The 19,629-nt window shown below is 68.4% G+C and carries 22 protein-coding genes and 1 tRNA gene; 9 read left to right on the top strand and 14 right to left on the bottom strand.

Features of this window, described 5'->3' with window-relative positions:
• Positions 1–22 precede the first annotated feature (22 nt).
• Positions 23–331: a chorismate mutase gene (locus tag BZF57_RS17155; protein ID WP_086740291.1), complete on the top strand. Its 309-nt coding sequence runs from the start codon at positions 23–25 to the stop codon at positions 329–331.
• 333 nt (positions 332–664) lie between these two features.
• Positions 665–790 carry a hypothetical protein gene (locus BZF57_RS21740; protein ID WP_276206644.1) on the top strand — a complete coding sequence of 42 codons (126 nt, stop codon included), beginning with the start codon at positions 665–667 and terminating at the stop codon, positions 788–790.
• Positions 791–956: 166 nt separating this feature from the next.
• Here BZF57_RS21740 and BZF57_RS17150 read toward each other — a convergent pair whose 3' ends face one another.
• The 7 genes from BZF57_RS17150 to BZF57_RS17120 form a co-directional block, all read right to left on the bottom strand.
• Positions 957–1,514, bottom strand: a complete 558-nt coding sequence (locus BZF57_RS17150; protein WP_086740289.1) for a hypothetical protein — start codon at positions 1,512–1,514, stop codon at positions 957–959.
• A gap of 124 nt (positions 1,515–1,638) precedes the next feature.
• The gene (locus BZF57_RS17145) at positions 1,639–2,553 is read right to left on the bottom strand and encodes a hypothetical protein (RefSeq protein WP_086740287.1); all 915 of its coding nucleotides are present in this window, start codon (positions 2,551–2,553) and stop codon (positions 1,639–1,641) included.
• On the bottom strand, positions 2,550–3,167 hold the full coding sequence (locus BZF57_RS17140; protein WP_086740285.1) for a sigma-70 family RNA polymerase sigma factor: 618 nt from the start codon (positions 3,165–3,167) through the stop codon (positions 2,550–2,552). The genes BZF57_RS17145 and BZF57_RS17140 overlap by 4 nt, the downstream gene beginning before the upstream one ends.
• A gap of 83 nt (positions 3,168–3,250) precedes the next feature.
• Positions 3,251–4,594, bottom strand: coding sequence for a sensor histidine kinase (locus tag BZF57_RS17135; protein ID WP_240506033.1), 1,344 nt, complete (start codon positions 4,592–4,594; stop codon positions 3,251–3,253).
• A 118-nt stretch (positions 4,595–4,712) separates the two neighbouring features.
• On the bottom strand, positions 4,713–5,390 hold the full coding sequence (locus tag BZF57_RS17130; protein ID WP_086740283.1) for a response regulator transcription factor: 678 nt from the start codon (positions 5,388–5,390) through the stop codon (positions 4,713–4,715).
• A 124-nt stretch (positions 5,391–5,514) separates the two neighbouring features.
• Complete coding sequence (locus BZF57_RS17125) at positions 5,515–5,823, bottom strand: PepSY domain-containing protein (protein WP_086740281.1); 309 nt, start codon at positions 5,821–5,823, stop codon at positions 5,515–5,517.
• Between the two features lie 47 nt (positions 5,824–5,870).
• The gene (locus BZF57_RS17120) at positions 5,871–6,614 is read right to left on the bottom strand and encodes an SIMPL domain-containing protein (RefSeq protein ID WP_162291037.1); all 744 of its coding nucleotides are present in this window, start codon (positions 6,612–6,614) and stop codon (positions 5,871–5,873) included.
• A gap of 114 nt (positions 6,615–6,728) precedes the next feature.
• On the opposite strand from BZF57_RS17120, the gene BZF57_RS17115 reads away from it, so the two are divergent.
• The 3 genes from BZF57_RS17115 to BZF57_RS20895 are packed head-to-tail and all read left to right on the top strand — an operon-like array spanning position 6,729 to position 9,489.
• Complete coding sequence (locus BZF57_RS17115; RefSeq protein ID WP_086740277.1) at positions 6,729–8,573, top strand: ABC-F family ATP-binding cassette domain-containing protein; 1,845 nt, start codon at positions 6,729–6,731, stop codon at positions 8,571–8,573.
• Positions 8,570–9,352, top strand: a complete 783-nt coding sequence (locus tag BZF57_RS17110; RefSeq protein WP_338029947.1) for a uracil-DNA glycosylase family protein — start codon at positions 8,570–8,572, stop codon at positions 9,350–9,352. Before BZF57_RS17115 ends, BZF57_RS17110 begins: the two co-directional genes overlap by 4 nt.
• Positions 9,349–9,489 (top strand): hypothetical protein, encoded by a 141-nt coding sequence (locus BZF57_RS20895; protein ID WP_162291036.1) that lies wholly within the window; start codon positions 9,349–9,351, stop codon positions 9,487–9,489. Before BZF57_RS17110 ends, BZF57_RS20895 begins: the two co-directional genes overlap by 4 nt.
• Before the next feature lie 7 nt (positions 9,490–9,496).
• Here the strand turns inward: BZF57_RS20895 and BZF57_RS17105 are convergent, their stop codons facing one another.
• A complete protein-coding gene (locus tag BZF57_RS17105) occupies positions 9,497–9,979 on the bottom strand; it encodes a DUF6456 domain-containing protein (protein WP_086740275.1) in 483 nt (160 codons plus the stop codon).
• 108 nt (positions 9,980–10,087) lie between these two features.
• Between BZF57_RS17105 and BZF57_RS17100 the strand changes: the two genes are divergently transcribed.
• Together BZF57_RS17100 and BZF57_RS17095 are read left to right on the top strand one after the other, a co-directional pair.
• Positions 10,088–10,666 carry a helix-turn-helix domain-containing protein gene (locus BZF57_RS17100; protein WP_086740273.1) on the top strand — a complete coding sequence of 193 codons (579 nt, stop codon included), beginning with the start codon at positions 10,088–10,090 and terminating at the stop codon, positions 10,664–10,666.
• 25 nt (positions 10,667–10,691) lie between these two features.
• Complete coding sequence (locus tag BZF57_RS17095; RefSeq protein WP_086740271.1) at positions 10,692–11,876, top strand: glycosyltransferase; 1,185 nt, start codon at positions 10,692–10,694, stop codon at positions 11,874–11,876.
• Between the two features lie 13 nt (positions 11,877–11,889).
• Here the strand turns inward: BZF57_RS17095 and secF are convergent, their stop codons facing one another.
• From secF to yajC, 3 genes are read right to left on the bottom strand one after another with little or no spacing between them, the layout of a single operon-like run.
• Positions 11,890–12,867 (bottom strand): protein translocase subunit SecF, encoded by a 978-nt coding sequence (gene secF / locus BZF57_RS17090; RefSeq protein ID WP_086740269.1) that lies wholly within the window; start codon positions 12,865–12,867, stop codon positions 11,890–11,892.
• Positions 12,868–12,880: 13 nt separating this feature from the next.
• A complete protein-coding gene (gene secD / locus BZF57_RS17085) occupies positions 12,881–14,470 on the bottom strand; it encodes a protein translocase subunit SecD (protein ID WP_086740267.1) in 1,590 nt (529 codons plus the stop codon).
• A 57-nt stretch (positions 14,471–14,527) separates the two neighbouring features.
• Positions 14,528–14,857, bottom strand: a complete 330-nt coding sequence (gene yajC, locus BZF57_RS17080; protein ID WP_086740266.1) for a preprotein translocase subunit YajC — start codon at positions 14,855–14,857, stop codon at positions 14,528–14,530.
• A gap of 200 nt (positions 14,858–15,057) precedes the next feature.
• Here yajC and BZF57_RS17075 point away from each other — a divergent pair.
• Both BZF57_RS17075 and BZF57_RS17070 read left to right on the top strand, forming a co-directional pair.
• Positions 15,058–15,134 (top strand) — tRNA-Pro (locus BZF57_RS17075).
• 108 nt (positions 15,135–15,242) lie between these two features.
• Positions 15,243–16,250 (top strand): XdhC family protein, encoded by a 1,008-nt coding sequence (locus BZF57_RS17070; protein ID WP_086740263.1) that lies wholly within the window; start codon positions 15,243–15,245, stop codon positions 16,248–16,250.
• Here the strand turns inward: BZF57_RS17070 and BZF57_RS17065 are convergent.
• From BZF57_RS17065 to BZF57_RS17055, 3 genes are read right to left on the bottom strand one after another with little or no spacing between them, the layout of a single operon-like run.
• Positions 16,163–16,765, bottom strand: coding sequence for a nucleotidyltransferase family protein (locus BZF57_RS17065; RefSeq protein WP_086740261.1), 603 nt, complete (start codon positions 16,763–16,765; stop codon positions 16,163–16,165). The genes BZF57_RS17070 and BZF57_RS17065 overlap by 88 nt on opposite strands.
• Positions 16,766–19,030 (bottom strand): xanthine dehydrogenase family protein molybdopterin-binding subunit, encoded by a 2,265-nt coding sequence (locus BZF57_RS17060; RefSeq protein WP_086740260.1) that lies wholly within the window; start codon positions 19,028–19,030, stop codon positions 16,766–16,768.
• Positions 19,030–19,518: a (2Fe-2S)-binding protein gene (locus tag BZF57_RS17055; protein ID WP_086740258.1), complete on the bottom strand. Its 489-nt coding sequence runs from the start codon at positions 19,516–19,518 to the stop codon at positions 19,030–19,032. The genes BZF57_RS17060 and BZF57_RS17055 overlap by 1 nt, the downstream gene beginning before the upstream one ends.
• Positions 19,519–19,629 lie beyond the last annotated feature (111 nt).

Here is a 19,629-nt window from a genome sequence, read left to right as displayed (position 1 = left end):
TTTGCTGCTAGTTTTGCGCCCTATGCCGCATGATCCGCAAGCCTCGCACGCGCCCGATCCCGTTCTGGCCGCCTTTCGCAAGAGCATCGACAATATCGATGCCGCGCTGATCCACATGCTGGCGGAGCGGTTCCGGATCACGCAGGCGGTGGGAGAATACAAGGCCAAGGCAACCCTGCCGCCCGCCGACCCGGACCGCGAGGCACGCCAGATCGCGCGTTTGAGGAAGCTGTCGGAAGAGGCCGATCTCGACCCCGAATTCTCCGAGAAGTTCCTGCGCTTCATCATCGACGAAGTGATCCGCCACCACGAACGCGCGCAGGCGGGCTGAGAGCGCCGTCAAGGGGTTTCCACCCCTTCAGCTTCGGATGCGATGGGCGGCGCTGTCGGCACGGGCGGGGGCGGTGCAGGGAGCGAGGGAGGATTGCTGAGGGTCCTGAGCAATTCGGCCTGCTGCCTCAGTATCCGGCGCTGGTTGCGTGTGTAACTCGTGCGTTCAGGCCCCGCGACAGAGCTGCCCTCGCCCCGACGCGTCAATGGAACGCCGAGGCAGGTCGCATCCCGGCCTCGGGCCGTGTCGCATTCCGGGCCGATGCCGGTGGTGTCGATCACAGGGCGGACGTAGGGATTGTTGAAGACAGTGCGCTCGCCTTCGAGGGAGTCTGTGGCACAGCCCGACAGCACGAGCATCGCAAACGCCATTGCAGCCGTTCTGCACCATGTCACCGCCGCCATCCTCCCCACAGAAGCTCTGCACTTCAATGACTTCGGCAAATTGAACCGCGCCTGAACCCAGGCAAAAAGGAGGGCACGCCGCCTGAAAAGGCCGCGTGCCCCCAGCCTATGGCGCTTGCCGGTTCACCGGATCGGCGCGGGCGCCTGCCGCTTTTGCGCGCTCTTTCGGAATGGCGGGCGAGCGGGGCCGCATCGCCTGCCGGAGCGGCGCAAACCCGTGATCAGCCGCGGGGACGGCGCGCGCGCGGCGGGCGCGGCGCACCTTCGGCGCGGGTGCGGTTGATGGTGGTGTTCACCTGGCCATTGCTGCGCGTGGTCACCCGATCGCGCGAGGCGAGCGTGTTGCCGTCGCTGTCGGTCACGCGCTGGCTCGCCTGCGAGTTGCCCTGCCCGTCACGGTTGCGGCTGCCCGAAAGGCCATAGGTCTCGCCTCCGCGCCCGGTTGCGGTGCCGGAGAAGCTCGATCCGTTCTCGGTGCGCACGCGCTCGCCTTCGAGGCTGCGGGTGCGGCCCTGGGGGCCGGTCTGGGTGACCGAAACGGTCGAGCCTGTCTCCGTGCGCTGGCGCGTCGCGCTGCTCGAAGCGGTGTTGCCGGTGTTGAGGTTGGTCACCTCGCGGTCGCGGGTCGCGGTGCCGGTCTCGCGGTTGACGGTTGTCGTCTGCGTGGCGCTGACGTTGGGGCCTTCATAGGTCTTGGTGCGGGTCTGGTCCTGCGCGGCGAGCGGGGCGGCAAGGGCCAGCACGGCGAGCGGGGCGAGCATCAGGGGGGTCTTGCGCATTGCTGTGTTCCTCCATGCAAATCAGGGGCTTGCAATTCACCGGCGGCAAGCGGGGCGATGCCGCCGGTGACAATGGAGAAACGCCGCAGCGCGGATTACCCTTCGCGGTGCGGGACGATTTTCGTCATTCTGCCGGGGTCGGCGACGGGGCGGGTTCAGCGGCAGGAACCGTGGCGGGATTGGCTCTGGCAGCGCGGCGGGAGCGGGCCTGGTCGATCAGGGCGCGGCGTTCCTCGGGGGGCAGATTGCGCCACGCCTCGCGCCGTTCCTCGGGCGGGAGCTGGCGCAGTTCGCGCACCGTCTCGCGCAACTTGGGATCGACCGGCGGGCGGCCCGTGATGTCCTCGCGGGTCAGCGCCTCGCCATTGGCGACCTTGCGCTGCATCGTGTCGCGCCGCGCGGCGATGGCAGCATCGGCGCGCTGTTCGCGGCGGGCGAGCTCGGCATCGATGCGGGCGCGCAGACGCGCCTCTTCCTCGGGCGTCGGCACCGGGAGACCGGCCGCGCGGCGGCGTTCGATCTCGCTGCGGATGCGCTGGTCGATGATCGCGCGGCGCTCCTCGCGGCGGCCTGCGCGGACCTGATCGACCCGGCGGAAAGCCTCGCCGAGTTCCTCGGGCGTGTCGATCGGACCATCTATGGTGACGGCAGCGGGCGTCGCCTCGGCCGCGGCAGCAAGCGCGGGCGCGGCGGGCTTGGGCGCGGGGGCGGCCTTGGCGGTTCCGGTGATGCTCGCCCACACGGTCTCGGCCGAGTGCACGGGGATCGCGAGCTGCTGGAGCAGTCCGGTCGCCGTCGCCGCCGTTGCCAGCACGCCAAACGAGGCGACGCCGATGGCGATGCGCTGGCCAATCCGCCAGCGACGGCTGCGCACAGGGCGGCGCAGTTCGGGCAGCGGCGCAGCGCGCGTCCCGGCGGCGACCGCCACACGGTCGGCAAAGCCTGCGGGCAGGCCGGGTGCGGCGAAACCGTCAAGCGCCCGGGCGAGCGGGCTGTCCTTGGCGATCGGCGCGCCGGGGTCGTTCTCATTCACGCTCATGGCGTGTCTCCTTGCGCCGCGAAGGCCTGACGCAGCGCCGCGCGGGCGCGGTGCAGCAGGCTCTCGAAGGCCTTGATGTTCATGTCCAGCGCCGCCGCCGCTTCGGCATTGGGCAGGTCCTCGTAATAGGTCAGCACGATCGCGGCGCGCTGGCGCTCCGGCAGAGCCAGAACCAGCGCCCGCGCCTGCCCCTCGCGCTCGCCCGCCTCGATCAAAGCATCGGCGAGCGGCGCGGCATCCTCCTCCTCAGGCACCTCGCCACCCGCTATGCGGCGGGCGCGGCGCAGACGGTCGATGGCGAGGTTCGTCACCACCCGCTGGAGCCAGCCGCCGAGCCGCAGGTGCGCCGCCGCCTGACTACCGGCGGGATGGCGATCGGCCAGAGCGGGCGCGTGATCCCACAGGCGCAGGAGCGCTTCCTGCACGATGTCCTCCGCCTCGTGCGCATCGCCCGTCATGCGGAAGGCGACCCGGTGAAGCACGCCCGCGTGGAGCGCCACCACCTCGCGCAGCGCCTCGGCATCGCGCGCCGCCAGCCGTGCAGCCAATGCCGCATCCCCGCCCGTCGGGGAGACGGACGGCGCTATCGGCAGGGGTTCGCTTGCAGCGTTCATGGCGTGTCGCAAAGGGCCCGTTTGCGTGTCGTTTTCGGCTCTACAACGGGCGGCTTTCGAAAACCCTTCGCGTGGCTTTGCCCTCAGCTGGCGCGCGGCAGACGCAGCTCGACCAGCAGCCCGCCCAGATCCTCGCTCTCGCCGAGGGTGACGCTACCGCCGTAGATCTCCGCCACATCGCGCACGATCGCAAGGCCGAGGCCGGTGCCGGGCTTGCCGGTGTCGAGCCTGACGCCGCGGTCGAAGATGCGGATGCGCTCGGCCTCGGGGATGCCTGCGCCGTCATCCTCGACCCAGATGAGGCACATCCTGGGATCGCGCGGCGCCTCGGCTTCGTCGGGGTCGATGGTGACGAAGACGGAGCCACCGCCATATTTGGCCGCGTTCTCGATCAGGTTGCCGAGCAGTTCGTCCAAGTCCTGCCGCTCGAGCGAGACGGTCGCGGCCTTGTCGCCCGCAATGTCGAGCCGCCCTTCGGGATAGAGCCGCTCGACCGCGCGGCGCACGGCCTCGGCGCTCGCCATGACATTGGTGCGCGCATGACCGACCGCGCGGCGACCCACGGCGCGGGCGCGGGCGAGGTGGTGGTCGACATGGCGCTGCATCGTGCGCGTCTCTCGCATCACCGCCTCGCCGAGGTCTGGCGCGCGCGCGGTTGCGGCATTGGTGAGCACGGTCAACGGGGTCTTGAGCGCGTGGGCGAGGTTGCCCGCGTGTCGCCGCGCTTCCTCGGCCTGGCGCTCGGAATGTTCGAGCAGCGCGTTCAGCTCCTCGACCAGCGGCTGCACTTCCAGCGGCAGCGGCTCGGTGATGCGGTTCGCGCCGGTGGTGCGCAGGTTCTGGATCGCCGCGCGCACCCGCCGCAGCGGCGAGAGGCCGTAGCGCACCTGCATCAGCGCCATCAGCAGCAGTCCGAGGCCGAGCACTGCGAAGCTCCAGATCAGGATCAGCCGAACGCGTCCGATCTGCGCGTCCATCTGCTCGGTGGCGCTGGCCACGGCGAAGGTCCAGCGGGTCTCGCTGCCCGGCAGGATCACCGTGCGCTCGGCGATCCGGAGCGGCTCGCCCGGGAACTGGTCCGAGTTGTAGACGTGCACCTCGCTGTCGAAATGCTCGCCCTTGGCCTCGGCACCCTGCAGCTTGAGCGTACGGTCCCACAGGCTGCGCGAGGGCCAGGGTTCGTAATTGCCGCCAGAAATCTGCCAGTAAAGCCCGCTGCCCGGCTCAAGGAAGCGCTGGTCACCCAGCGTGCGGTAGAACCACACTTCCCCGCTCGCGTCGATTTCGGCCGAGGCGATCATCGCGGTCAGCTGGTAATCGAGCTGCTCGTCGAAATTGGCTTCGACCTGGCTCGTCAGCGTGCGTTCGAGCGCGATGCCGCCGCCCAGCAGCAGGACGGAAATCCACCCCGCCGCGATCAGCCCCATGCGCCGCGCGAGGCTGGCGCGGGGCTTGGCGGTGGCGGGTATCGAGGGTTCCTCGGACACGGCTTGCGCCCCGCCCGCGGGCAAGGTCAGCGGGGCATCGCCGCCGCCCGCCGGCACGTCAGGCGCGCGGCTGGTCGGCGGGGTCGTCGAGGCTGTAACCGAGGCCACGGATGGTGGTAATCACGTCTGCGCCGAGCTTCTTGCGGATGCGGGTGACGAAGACTTCGATGGTGTTCGAATCCCGGTCGAAATCCTGATCGTAGATATGCTCGATCAGTTCGGTGCGGCTTACCACCTTGCCCTTGTGGTGCATCAGGTAGGAGAGCAGCTTGTATTCCTGCGCGGTCAGCTTGACCGGTTCGCCCGCGAGCGTGACACGGCCCGAGCGGGTGTCCAGCCGCACGTCGCCGGCGGTGAGTTCGGACGAGGTATTGCCCGAAGCACGGCGGATCAGCGCGCGCAGACGGGCGATCAGTTCCTCGGTCTGAAACGGCTTGGCGAGGTAATCATCCGCACCCGCATCAAGGCCCGCCACCTTGTCAGACCAGCTGTCACGCGCGGTCAGCACCAGCACGGGGAAGGTGCGCCCCTCGCGCCGCCACATGCCGAGCACAGTCAGCCCGTCGATCTCGGGCAGGCCGAGGTCGAGCACGACCGCGTCGTAATCCTCGGTCGAGCCCATGAAGTGCCCGTCCTCGCCATCGGTCGAAAGGTCGACGGCATAGCCCTGACCTTCTAGCGTGCTCTTGAGCTGCGCGCCGAGGGTGGGTTCGTCTTCGACGATCAGAATGCGCATGTTTCCCCGGTTTCCTCGTTAAAAATCGCGCAGGTTCGTGCGCTTTTGGCACGCGAGCGTCAAGCAAGCGCTACGCGCCCTGCCCGCTGCTGTCCCCCGCTGAAATCGCATGGCTGCGTGAATGTCAGCGCGACCGGCCGATGATCCGCCCGGTGCGGGCATCGACATCGACATAGGTCACGCGACCATCCTTGATGAACTTGAGGCGATAGGCCCGCGCGGTCGAATCATAGGCAAAGCCCAAATATTCGGCATCGCGCATGGTCGGCAGGATGCGCGCCTCGATCTCGCTCGAGCGCATGATGTTGCCCGCCTGCGCCTCGCGCCGCGCTTCGCCCTGGTCGCCGCGCGGCTGATCCTGCGCGGACACGGCGGTGCCCGCCAGCGCAAGCGCGGCGATCGGAGCGAGACAGAGGGCGAGACGGTTTTTCATCACGGGATCGCTTCTAGCGGGTGTCCATTGAACAAGCCGTGAATGGCTCACTTGGTTCCGGCGGCGGTCTTGCCGACCAGTTCGTAGGTGATGCTGACGCTCACCCCGCTCGTGACCTGACCGGGCAGGATCGGGGTGGAAGTGGCTACGGCAGCGGCTGCGCGGGCGGCGTCGGCCGAGGCTTCGAACACGGGCAGGCCGACGCTCGCGCCCTCCGTGACCGAAAGCACCTTCACACCGTCATAGCCGAGCATCTTGGCATAGGCCTTCGCCTGTTCTTCCAACAAGGCGACGGCCTTGGCACGGGCCTCTGCGTAAGCGGGTGCCCGATTGTCGGAACCGAATTCCGGCCCGTAGAGATCGGTCGCGCCGGCTTCGACCAGCGCATCGAGCACGCGGCCCGTATCCTCGACCTTGCGCAGCACCACGCTGACGCGGTTCGTGGCCTGATAGGCGCGGAACTTGGCGGTGCTGATCTCGTAGTCATATTGCGCGCCGAGGCTGACGCTGCTGGTCTGGATGTCCTTCTCGGCGATGCCGAGCGCCTTGATCTTGGCGATCACCTTGCTCATCTGCGCCGCGTTCTGGCGCATCGCCTCGCTCGCGGTCGGTGCCTCGGTGACGACACCGGCGCTGATGGTGGCGAACTCGGGGGCGGTCGTCACTTCCTGATAGGCGGAGAGCTCGACCACCGGGCCGGCGGGCGCAATCGTGATCTGCGGCGCGGCGAAAGCGGCAGCGGGCAGCACCATCGCCGAGGCGACGAGCAGGGCGAGAGCGGGCTTGATCATGGGCATTTCCTCCGTTTGATCGCGCCTGTGCAACGCCTCGCCTTTCGCGGGACTGAACCGGATCACCCTTGCACCCTTGCCGCCTGCCCGCCCAGTCCCTAGGTGGCGCGGGCCATGGCGCAACCACCCATCTTCTCCTTCGAGGGCCTCGCCCTGCAGCAGGGCGGCCGCTGGCTGTTCGGCGGGCCGACCCCGACCACCGGCGCAGCGCCGATCGACCTCCACGTCCTCCCCGGTGACCGTCTGGCGCTGATCGGGCGCAACGGCGCGGGGAAGACGACGCTGCTGCGCCTCATCACCGGCAAGATCGATGCCGACCGCGGCCAGCGCCGGATCAAGCCGGGCACGAAGCTGGTGTTCCTCGAACAGGACCCTGATTTTGCGCCCTATTCGACCCTCATGGATTTCGCCCTCGGCGGCGAGGATGCGCCCGCCGCGCACGAGGTCGAGGCCATCGCCGGCCAGCTCGGCATCGACATGAGCCGCCCCGCCGCCACCGCCAGCGGGGGCGAGCGCCGCCGCGCCGCCATCGCCCGCGCGCTGGCGCAGGATCCCGATCTGCTGCTGCTCGACGAGCCGACCAACCACCTCGATCTGGGCGCGATCGACTGGCTGGAGGACTGGCTCTCGCGCTACCGCGGGGCGTTCATCACCATTTCCCACGACCGCACCTTCCTCACCCGCCTGACCCGCGCGACCCTGTGGCTCGACCGCGGCACCTTGAGGCGAAAGGAGGTCGGCTTCGGGGGTTACGAGGCGTGGGAGGAATCGGTCTATGCCGAGGAGGCCCGCGCGGCGGAACGCCTTGATGCCAAACTGAAACTTGAAGCCCACTGGCTCGAGCGCGGAGTCACCGCAAGGCGCAAGCGCAACCAGGGGCGGCTCGAGAAGCTTTACCAGATGCGCGCTGTCCGGGCGGCGATGATCTCGGGCGCGGGGACGGCCAAGCTCAAGCTTGCCTCGGATGATGACTTCAAGTCCAAGTCGGTGATCGTTGCCGAAAACATTTCAAAGACTTACGGCGAGCGAGCGGTGATCAAACCGTTCTCCTTGCGCATCCAGAACGGCGACCGCATCGGGATCGTCGGCGCGAATGGCGCAGGCAAGACCACCCTATTGAAATTGCTCACCAAAGAGCTTGAAAGCGACACCGGTTCGGTCACCCATGCCCGCACGCTTTCGGGCGTGATGATCGACCAGCAGCGCAAGATCCTCGAACCGGGCGCTACCGTGCGGCAGATCCTCGCGCAGGGCGGCGACTGGATCGACGTGCGCGGAGTGCGCAAGCACGTCCAGGCCTACCTCAAGGATTTCCTATTCGATCCCGGCCTCGTCGACACCAAGGTCGGCATTCTTTCGGGCGGCGAACGCTCGCGGCTCTTGCTGGCCCGCGAATTCGCACGTACCGCCAACCTCCTTGTGCTCGACGAGCCGACCAATGATCTCGACCTTGAAACCCTTGATCTTCTTCAGGAAGTCATCGCCGATTTCGAAGGCACAGTGCTGATCGTCAGCCACGACCGCGACTTCCTCGACCGCACGGTCACCATCACGCTCGGCCTCGACGGGTCGGGCAAGGTGGATATTGTCGCCGGTGGATATGCCGATTGGGAAGCACGCCGCAAAGCGCCCGCAGCGGCGAGCAAGACGGGGTCTGGTGGGGGTCTGAAGGGGGTCAAGGAGGGGTCTCAGGGGGACCAGAAACCGGTTCCTACAAAGCCGCCCGCCAATTCCAAACTCTCCTACAAGGACCAGCGCGATTACGAGATCCTTCCCAAGCGGATCGAGGAGCTCGAAGCCGCGATTGCCCGGGGCGAGGCGCTGCTGGGCGACCCCGAGCTCTACGCGAAAGACCCCCAGCGCTTCGCGACGATCAGTCAGGGCATCGCCAACGCCCGGGCTGAGAAGGACGCGGCGGAAGAGCGCTGGCTGATGCTCGCCGAAATGGTCGAGGGGTGAGCGGCCCCGGCGGGGGGCCAGACGACACCATCGCGGACCTCAAGCGCCGGATCGCCGCCTGCACCCTGTGCGCGGGCGACCTGCCGCTCGGCCCGCGCCCGATCGCGCGTTTTTCCGCCACGGCGCGCATCCTCATCATCGGACAGGCACCCGGCACCAGGGTCCACGCCAGTGGCGTGCCGTGGGACGATGACAGCGGCGACCGGCTGCGCGACTGGCTGGGGATCGACAAGGCGACATTCTATGACGAGGGCCTCGTGGCGCAGATGCCGATGGGCTTCTGCTATCCCGGCCGCGCCGCCGGGGGAGACGCACCGCCGCGCAAGGAGTGCGCCCCGCAATGGCATGACGCGGTGCTCGGCATGCTGCCGCAAGACCGCCTGACCCTGCTGGTCGGCGTCCATGCCCAGGCGCGCTATCTGCCGCAGCTGAAGCGCCTCTCGCTCACCGAAAGGGTCGCCCGCTTCGGCGAGGATCTGCCCTTCGTCGCCCTCCCCCACCCCGCATGGCGATCGCGGCTGTGGATGACGAAGCATCCTTGTTTCGAGACCGAAGTGCTGCCGCCGCTGCGCGCCATGATTGCAGCGCAACTGGCAAGCGCGGGCGAAACGCCCTTTCAACGCCCGCATGGCATTTTTACGTGCAAAGCCAATCACCTGTGGGATCGCACATGCCAAAGGAAATCAAGGCCGCTTTCGGAATTCTGGTGTTCTCGCTGTGGGGCCCCTACCTGTTCTACATCTGGATGGTTCCGAGCGAAGTCCCCGAATGGGCCATGACCCGCGCCACCCGCAAGGCGCTGTTCCTGAGCCGCGATTTCGAGCCGTCCGTGTTCACGCTGTTCTTCGCCGTGGCCTTTACCGCCATTGCGGTGGGCGGTTTCTACAAGCTCGCCACCGACCAGTTGCCCGACTGATCGAAGCTCAGGTGATCCGGTAGAACTCCGCCACCCGCTCGAGCGCAATCCTGAGCACCAGCTTGCCGCTACGGGTCGGCCAGCCGAGGCGCTTTTCGGCCTCGGGCAGCGGCTCGCCCGCGCAGACGACGCGCCACAGGATGTCCTCCAGCCCCCGCCCCGCCATCCGGATCGCTCCGTCGAACCGCTGGCGCGCGGCGATCTGCTTTTCGGTCGGATCGAGCTCGCCGGGCGCGGTCGAGACGCTGCGCACCGGGTCCCAGCGCATGGTAATGTTGGCGGGAAGCGCGCTGCGCTCGTAATCGCTGCGCAGGGCCTCGCCCGCGTCGAACAATCGCTGCGAAAGATGCCCGCGCGCGTGGAGCCAGGCGAGCGGGCTTTCGGCGAGGTTGACCGTCACCGAGCGCGAGCGGCGCAGCCCTCCGGGTGCGGGCGCGCGCTGGCGCGGGCCTTCGGGGGTGAGTTCGCGTTCGACCAGATGGCGCTTCATGTCTATTCCTCCGCTTGTTGCGCGAAGGACTTGCCAAGACGGATTGCCTGTAGGAAAGTGAAAACCAATCCGGTTAAATCAGGTGAGCCACGCAACAGGGTTGATGACATGACCAACCGTATCCGCGACATCCGCAAGGCCAAGGGCCTCACCCTCGCCGATCTCGCCGCGGCCTGCGATCCGCCGACCACCGCGCAGACCATCGGGCGGCTGGAGACGGGGATGCGCCAGCTCTCGCTCGGATGGATGAACAAGATCGCCGCCGCGCTCAGCGTCGATCCGGCCAGCCTGATGCGCGCCGAGAGCGATGCGCCCGCGCGGATCGTTGCCGAACTCGGCGCAAACGGGGCCGAGGCGCTCTCCGCCCCGCGCGAGGCGCTCGCCCCTTCCGCGCTTGCGCCTGAAGGCGGCCCTCCCCCGGTGGTGCTCGCCGTGACGCAGAGCGTGGGCGAATATCGCCCGGGCGATCTCGTGTGGCTGCGCCCGCTCGATCCGGACGAGGCCCTCAGCGCAGTCAACCGCGACTGCCTTGTCCCCCGCCCCGGCGGGCGCTTCGCCTTCGGGCGGCTGATCGACCGGCGCGGCACTCTGGTCGGCCTGCTCCCGCCCGGTGCGGGGCATAAGCAGGTGGTGGTCGACAATCCGCCGTGGATCGCGGTCGCCTTCATGCTTGTGAGGGCGCTTTAACCCCGCACGTGATAGGAGCCTTCTCGTGAAGCACGTGCTCGCCCTGTCCACGCTCTATCCCAACCCGGTCAATCCGCGGTTCGGGACCTTCGTCGCGCGCTCGCTGGAGGCGCTGGCAAAGCGCGGGGACTGGCGGGTGACGCTGGTGAACCCCATCGGCCTGCCGCCGCTGGCGCTGGGGCGCTATCGCCCGCTCGCCGATCTTCCGGCCGTGAGTGTCGAGGGCGGGATCACCATCCACCGCCCGCGCTTCACGCTGATCCCGCGCATCGGCGCGCGGCGCAATGCGGCCGCGATCGCCGCCGCGGTGCTGCCGCTGGCGAAGCGCATCCATGCCGAAACCCCGGTCGACGTGATCGACGCGCAGTTCTTCTTTCCCGACGGCCCTGCCGCCGCGCAGATCGCGGGCGCGCTGGGCCTGCCGCTGTCGATCAAGGCGCGGGGGAGTGACATCACCCTGTGGGGCAAGGAAGGCTTCGCGCGGCGGCAGATGCTCGATGCGGCTGCGGCGGCAACGGGCTTGCTCGCGGTGAGCGAGGATCTTGCCGGGCAGATGGCGGCGCTGGGCATGGATCGCGGCAAGATCACGCTGCATTACACCGGGCTTGACCGTGACCGCTTCCGGCCTTTCGATCACCCGCAATTGCGCCGCCAGCTGTCCGAGGAACTGGGCTTTGCCCTGCCCGACAAGGCGCCGCTTCTCGCCTGCGTGGGCGCGCTGATCGAGCGCAAGGGGCAAGCCATTGCGATCGCCGCGCTGAAGTCGATTCCGGAAACGCGGCTGATCCTGATCGGCAAGGGCGAGGACGAGGCCCGGCTTCGCGCGCTGGCGGCGAGCGAGGGTTTGGCCGAGCGGGTCTATTTCGCCGGATCGATCGACCATGACCTGCTGCCGCTGATCCTTTCGGCTGCGGATGCGATGGTGCTGCCGACGGTGAGCGAAGGTCTGGCCAACGCATGGGTCGAGGCGCTCGCCTGCGGGACGCCAGTGGTGACGAGCGACGTGGGCGGCGCGCGCGAGCTGATCAACAGTGACACCGCCGGACGGCTGGTGCCGCGCACCCCCGAGGCCGTAGCGGCGGCGGTCAACGACATCCTCGCCGCCCCGCCCCCGCGCGAGGCGGTGGCAGCGCTGACAGAGAGCTTCAGCTGGGACGCCAACGCCGCAGCGCTGGCGGCGCATTATGAAAGGCTGGTCGGGGAAGCGTGAGCCTCCCCACCCTTCAGCCCTCGCCGCGGGCGAGCTTTTCCTGACGGTCGACCGCGGTCTCGGTGGGGACGAAGCTGTTGGTCGTCACCCCCATCCAGATCAGCAGCGCGCCGGCCATGTAGATCGACGAATAGGTGCCGATGAACAGGCCCACGGTGATCGCCGCGACCATGCCGAACAGGCTCTCCGGCCCGAAGAACAGCAGCGGGATCAGCGCGATGAACAGCGTCAGCGAGGTCATCACCGTGCGCGAGAGCGTCTCGTTGACGGAGAGGTCGAGCAGGTCGAACATCTCCATCTTGCGGTACTTCTTCATGTTCTCGCGGATGCGGTCATAGACGACGATGGTGTCGTTGAGCGAGTAGCCGATGATCGCGAGGATCGCGGCGACGATCTGGAGGCTGAACTCCATCTGCGTGACGGCGAACAGGCCGATCGTGACCGACACGTCGTGCACCAGCGCAAACATCGCGCCCGCACCGAACTGCCATTCGAAGCGCACCCAGATATAGGCCGCCACGGCCGCCATCGCCGCCAGCAGCGCGAGGATCGCCTGATCGCGGAACTCGCCGGCGACCTTGCCGGACACGGTGTCGTTCCCGTCCTTGCGCGCATCGGGATAGGACTTGGTGATCGTGGCGATCACCTTGTCGCCGATCGCGGTGGCCGCGCCCGGCGTGTCCTCGGCCCCTTCGGGCAAAGCGACGCGGATCGAGACCTGGTTCTTGGCGCCGAATTCCTGCACCACCGGCTCGCCATAGCCGAGCCCGCCGACCAGCTCGCGCAGGGACGGGATCGGCGCTTCGGCCTGCTTGGTGAAGGTCATGCGCACTTCCTGCCCCCCGGCGAAGTCGACGCCGAAGTTGAGGCCGTTGATCGCGACCGCGGTCCAGCTCCCCACGATCAACACGAGGCTCAGCACGAAGAACGGCACGCGCAGCTTGAGGAACTTGATGTTGGTGTCGTCGGGGACGAGCTTCAGGAGTTTCATCGTCTCGTGCTCCTCAGATGTTGATGTCGTTGGGGCGCGCCTTGCGCAGCCACCCGGCGACGAACATGCGGGTCAGGGTCACGCCGGTGAACACCGAGGTGATGATGCCGATCACCAGCACCACGGCAAAGCCCTTCACCGGCCCGGAGCCGAAGGCGAAAAGGGCAACGCCCGAGATGACGTTGGTGATGTTCGCGTCCCAGATCGCGCGGCTGGCTTCGGTGTAGCCGGTCTCGACCGCGGCGATGACCCTGCGGCCGCGCTTGCGCTCCTCGCGGATACGCTCGTTGATCAGCACGTTGGCGTCGACCGCCGCGCCGATGGTGATGACGAAGCCCGCGATGCCCGGCAGGCTCAGCGTGAAGCCGCCCAGCGCCATCAGGCCGAGCAGCATCAGCACGTTGAACACCAGCGCCACCGTGGCGTAGACGCCGAAGCGGCCGTAGCTCGCCACCATCAGCGCGATCACCGCAAGGCTGCCGATGCCCATCGCGAGCAGCCCCTTGCGGATCGAGTCCGCGCCGAGATCAGGTCCGACGGTGCGTTCCTCGACCACCGTCAGCGGCACCGGCAGCGCGCCCGACTTGAGCGCGATGGCGAGGTTGTTGGCGCTTTCGGGCGTGAAGTTGCCCGAAATCTGCGCCCGCCCGCCGATGATCGGCTCGTTGATGTTGGGAGCGGAGAGCACCTGCTTGTCGAGGATGATCGCGAAGGGCTTGCCCACGTTCTCGGTGGTCAGCTTGGCGAACTTCGCCCCGCCCTGCGCATCGAAGGTGATGGTGACGACGCTCTGGTTGTTCTGCGGATCGCGGCCCGCCTGCGCGCCGGTGAGGTTGTCGCCGCGGATCCCGCCGAGGCGCTTTACCGCGATCGCCCCGCTCTGCCCGTCGGCGTAGGGGAAAATCTGGCTGCCCGCGCGCGCGACACCGGCCTGCACGTCGCTCGGCAGGGCATCGAGATCGACCAGCTTGAATTCGAGCTGCGCGGTCTGGCCGAGCAGCTTCTTGAGCCCCGCCGGGTCCTGAAGGCCGGGCACCTGCACCACGATGCGGGTGCTGCCCTGGCGGATGATGGTCGGCTCGCGCGTGCCCAGTTCGTCGATACGGCGGCGCACGACGTCGATCGCGCCGTTCATGGATTCGTCGATCGCCTGGTTGATGCCCGCCTCGGTCTGCGTGAGCACGATGCGCTGCCCGTCGACAACCTTCAGCTCCCATTCGCGGACCGTGGTCGAGCCCTGCATCGCCGGCTCGATCAGCCCGCGCGCCCGGTCGATATCGGCAGCGTTCTCGAGGATGAAGGACAGCTCGCCCCCCGCGGTCGAGACATCGCCGATGCGGATGCGCGGGTTGGCGTTGCGCATCAGCTGGCGCACGTTCTCTTCCATCGCCTCGAGCCGCTGGGCGCGCACATCGCCCGCCTTGGCTTCAAGCAGCAGGTGCGAGCCGCCGGCAAGGTCGAGGCCGAGGTTGACCTGCGGATCGGGCAGCGCCGAGGGCCAGTCCAGCCCCGCCACGTTGAACAGCGAAGGCAGCGCCAAGAGCGAGGCCGCGAGCGTGATCGCCCATAGCGAGAGCCTCTTCCAGAGGGGGAAATCAAGCATTGCGTCAGTGTCTCACACGCAAGGAACAGGGGTGCGGCAGGCGCGCGGCCGGCCGGATCAGTCGTTGGCGGGCGAGCCGCCCGGCGGGATGATGTCGCCCAGCGTCGACTTGATCGCCTTGACGCGGACATTGGTGCCCAGTTCGAGCTCGACGAAGGTCTCGTCGACCTTCACCACCTTGCCGACAAGCCCGCCCGCGGTGACGACCTGGTCGCCCTTCTTTACACCGGCGATCTTCTGCTGGTGCGCCTTCTGCTTCTTCATCTGCGGGCTGATGATCAGGAACCAGAAGATCGCGATCATGCCGACGATCGGCACGAGGTTCATCCACATGGCGGCACCCGAAGGGGCACCCGCCCCGGCGGCGGCAAGAAGTTCGATTGTCATGCGATAAGGCCCGTCAGATCCCGTGAATATCGTGCGAGGGGCCGTGCCCCCCGAGCGTTCAAGTGGGCGCGCCTAGCAGCAATGCAAGGATGTCGCAATCGCGCCCGCTCACCGCGATGCACACAGGCAACACCACATCCCCTTCCAAACCCGCTTGCCAGTGCAAGACTCGCGCCCTATAGGCCCCGCTCCACTGGTGACGGGACGTAGCGCAGCCTGGTAGCGCATCACACTGGGGGTGTGGGGGTCGGAGGTTCGAATCCTCTCGTCCCGACCAGTGGAATTCTCCTTCCTTGCCGTCTTTTGCCGCCGCCGCGCGTGATTGCGCGTGCGAGGCGGGCGGGCTAGGCTCGGGCTCCGTTCCACCCGAAAGCCGCCCTTCCCCATGAGCCGCTGGCGTCCTGCCGCTTCCCTTGACGATATCCGCGCCGCGCTGCTGGCTGCGCCCGCGCTGCCGGAACGCTTTGCCATCGCCACGCTGGTCGAGGTCGACGGCTCGGCCCCCCGTGATGTGGGCGCGCAGATGCTGGTCACGGCGGACGAGCACTGGGGCTTCCTGTCGGGCGGCTGCATCGAGGATGACGTGGCGCGCCACGCCCGCGAAGTGCTGGCCGAGGGGGCCCCTCGCCTGCTGCGCTATGGCGAGGGCAGCCCGTGGTTCGATATCAAGCTCGCCTGTGGATCGGGCATTTCGGTGCTGGTCGAGCCGGTCGGCGCCGGGGAGACCGCGGTGGCGGCGCTGCTCGATGGCTGGCGCGCGCGGCATCCGGTGCTGTGGTCGAGCGATGGCGTGACCCGCCGCGCCGATGCCGCAGGCGAGGAGCCCGCGCGGGACGACTGGGACGGCGCGCGCTACACCCGCCTGTTCACCCCGCCCTTGCGCCTCGTGCTGATCGGCGAGGACGGCGCGACGCTGACCGCCGCGTCTCTTGCGCGGGAGATGGGCTGGGAGGTGGCGCTGGTCACCCCAGGCGGGCCGGACGATCCGCCCTTCCCCGGCGTTGCCTACCTCCGCGGCGATCCGGCCGGCGCGCTCGCCGCCATCGCGCCCGACCGCTGGACCGCCATCGCGGTGCTCTCGCACGACCGCGAGGATGACGAGCGCGGGCTCGCGGCGGCGCTGCAAAGCGAGGCCTTCTACGTCGGCGCTATCGGTGCGCGGGCGCGGCTCGATACGCGGATCGCCCGCTTGCAAGGACACGGCACGAGTGCGGCGCAGATCGCGCGGCTCCATGCGCCCATAGGGCTCAACGGATTCGGGAAGGCCCCGCGCGAGGTGGCGCTATCGCTGGTGGCGGAGGTCGCTCAGGCTTTCCATGCAGCTACCGCCGCGGCGAGGTCTGCGGGCGTGTCGATGTCGAACAGCACGCCGCTATCGGCCGTGTCGCAATAGGCGACATCGCTGCGCCCCGCGAGGAGCGCGGTCGCGCCGCGATCGCCCTCCAGTGCCATCAGATCGGGAAAGGCCGAGCGGGTGAAAGCGACGGGGTGTCCGGGCTTGCCGTCGTGCCGCGGCCTTGCGGCATAGCCCGCCGCCTCCGCCGCCTCGGTCAGCGCGCCGCACAGCCCCACCGGCACCAGCGGCATGTCGCCGAGAAAGACGCAAACGCCCCGCGCCTTGGGGGACAGCGCGGCCATGCCGGTACGCAGGGTGGCGGCCATGCCCTTGGCCCAGTCATGCGCGTGGACGATGCCGCAGGCAAGGCTCTCCAGCGCGGCGCGGACGGACGCGTCACCCGCGCCCGTCACGACCACCACCTCGGCAAAGCCCGCATCGCAGACCCGCTCGGCCACGCGCCGGATCACCGGAGCGCCGGCGAGGTCGGCCAGCAGCTTTCCGCCCGCCCGGTCTTCGGCGAAGCGCCGCCCCGCTCCTCCGGCGAGGACCAGCGCCGACCAGCCGCGCATTTAGGCCTTGGCTTGTGCGAGCACCGGCAGGTTGCGGACGCGCTTGCCCGTGGCGACCGCAAGCGCATTGGCGAGCGCGGGCGAGGACGGGGGCACGCCCGGCTCCCCGATCCCGCCGGTCTTCGCGCCGCTTTCGATGAAGTGCACGTCCACCGCAGGCGGCGCATCGGCAAGCTTGAGGATCGGGTAATCGGTAAAGTTGCTCTGCTCCACCGCGCCCTTGTCGAGCGTTACCGCCTCGCCGATCGCCGAGGACAGCCCCATGATGAGGCCGCCCGCGATCTGCGCTTGGGCGTTCAGGGGGTTCACCGTGGTGCCGCAATCGACCACCGCCCAGGCGCGCAGCACCTTGGGGGTGCCGTCTTCCTTGAGCGTCGCCTCGACCACCTCGGCGACGATCGTGCCGAAGCTCTCGACGATCGCGATCCCGCGGCCGACGCCAGCGGGTGCCGGGGTGCCCCAGCCGGAACGCTTGGCGACCTCGTCGAGCACCGCGACATAGCGCGAGCCTTCGGGCAGGTGCTTGCGGCGGAACTGGTAGGGGTCCTCGCCCGCTGCTGCCGCCAGCTCGTCCATGAAGCTTTCGGTGTAGAAGCCGAGCTGCGTTGCATTCACGGAGCGCCACGGCCCGTCGATCTGGTTCGACTTGTAGGCGAAGTGGCGGCGCGAGGTCGCGGGCAGGTTGTAGATGAAGGGCACCTCGCCCTCGGCGCTGTCAGCCTGCGCGTAGTCGATCCGCAGCGCGGTGATCTTGCCGTCCGCCACGCAGCCCTTGAGCCGCGCCGAGGACTGGCAGCGGTAGGAGCCGTGGGTGACTTCCTGCTCGCGGCTCCACACCAGCTTGACCGGATAGGGGACCTGCTTGGCAAGGATCGCGACCTGATCGATGATTTCGACCACATCGGGGAAACGCCGGCCGAAGCCGCCGCCCATGATCATCGGGTTAAAGACGACCTGATCGACTTCGAGCCCCGCAGCCTTCGCCGCCTTGACGCGGGTGCTGAGCGGGTCCTGCAGGCCGCCCCACAGGGTCAGCGTGCCGTCCTTGTAGTGGCCGGTGAGCGCGAAGGGCTCCATCATCGCGTGGTGGAGGAAGGGAACGCGGTATTCCGCCTCGACGATCTTGCCGCCGGGGGCCTTGAAGGCCGCTTCGACATCGCCCTCGCCCGCTTCGTTGTCGGCCTTGCCGCCGTCTAGCAATTTGCCCTGCGCGGCATAGATCGCGGGGGTGGAGATCGCGGCGTGGCCACCGTCGGTGAACTTCGGCGAAAGCGCCTCGAGACCCTTCTTGGCGGGCCAGTAGCCCTTGGCGACGACGATCACCGCGTCATCGAGCTTCACGACCTTCTCGACGCCCTTCACGGCCAGTGCCGGGGCTTCGTCGACCGATTCCAGCTTCCCGCCGCGCACGGGGGCCGCCGCGATGGTGGCGACGCGCATGTCGGGCAGGGTGAAGTCGATCCCGTAGACCGCCGAGCCATCGACCTTGGCGGGGATGTCGCGGCGTTCGACCGGCTTGCCGATCAGCTTCCACTGCTCGCGGGTCTTGAGCACCGGATCGCTCGACAGCGAACGGCCGGCAGCGCCCGCCGCCAGTTCGCCGTAGCGCAGCGATTTGCCGGACTTGGCATGGGTGACGACGCCATCGGCGGTGGTGAGTTCGCCCTCGGGGACGCCCAGCCGGTCGGCGGCTTCCGCGACGAGCGCCGCGCGCACCGCTGCGCCGGTGCGGCGCATCGCGATTTCGCCGGTGAAGCGGATCGCCGAGGAGCCGCCCGTGATCATCAGCGGCATCGCGCGCGCCATCATCCCGATCACCGCATCGGGCAGCAAGCCAGCGAGCGTGTCACCCGCCATCGTCGGCAGGAAGCCCTTGGCGAGCGCGGCATTGGCGAAGGCCATGTCCGCGGGCGCCTGTTCGATTGTCACCTTGTCCCAGCTCGCATCGAGCTCGTCGGCAAGCATCTGCGCGAGCGCGGTGTGCGAGCCCTGACCGAAGTCGATGTGGGGCGAGAAGACGGTGACCGTATCATCTTCGGCAATGGTCATGACGCTGCCGAAGGCGGACTTGCCCTCGCCGCCGATCAGCGCGTTGCCCTTGGCCTTGGCGCTGCTGTCGGTCCACCACACGCCGAAGATGCCGCCGCCCACGAGGAGCGCGGAGCCGGCGAGGAAGATGCGGCGCTTGACGCCCTTCTTCTTCGGCTTGGTCACCGGAGCGTCGGCTTCGGGCAGGTCGAGATCGGGATTGGGATTGTCGGCCATCATGCGTCTCCGGTCGCGGTGGTGGCGGAGGCGGCGGCGCCCGTCGCAGCGAGGATCGCCTTGCGGATGCGCGGATAGGTGCCGCAGCGGCAGATATTGGTCATCGCCTCGTCGATCTGTTCGTCGGAGGGCGAGCCGACCTTCTCGATCAGCGCGACCGCGGCCATGATCTGGCCCGACTGGCAGTAGCCGCACTGCGGCACCTGCGCCTCGATCCACGCGGCCTGCACCTTGTGGAGCGTGCCGTCGGCAGCCTTCAGCCCTTCGATGGTGGTGACCGACTTGCCCGCAACCTCGCTCACCGGCACGCTGCACGAGCGGGTGAGGTTGCCGTCGACATGGACCGAGCACGCCCCGCAGGCGGCGATGCCGCAGCCGAACTTGGTGCCGGTGAGGCCGAGATCGTCACGCAAGGCCCACAGCAGCGGCGTGTCGGCATCGGCCTCCACGCTCACGGGCTTGCCGTTTACAGAAAATGCGATGGCCATGCGGCGGCGCTCCCCCGAGGATTGGATTTGCGTCTTCTATAGCAACCGGACGGGCCGGTCGCCAAACGCAAAAGAGAGAGCCGCACAAGCGCGGGGCGCACCGCAGGGTCA

This window comes from Erythrobacter colymbi (genome assembly GCF_002155685.1).
GTDB lineage: Bacteria > Pseudomonadota > Alphaproteobacteria > Sphingomonadales > Sphingomonadaceae > Erythrobacter > Erythrobacter colymbi.
This window is presented reverse-complemented; position numbering and strand designations above follow the sequence as displayed.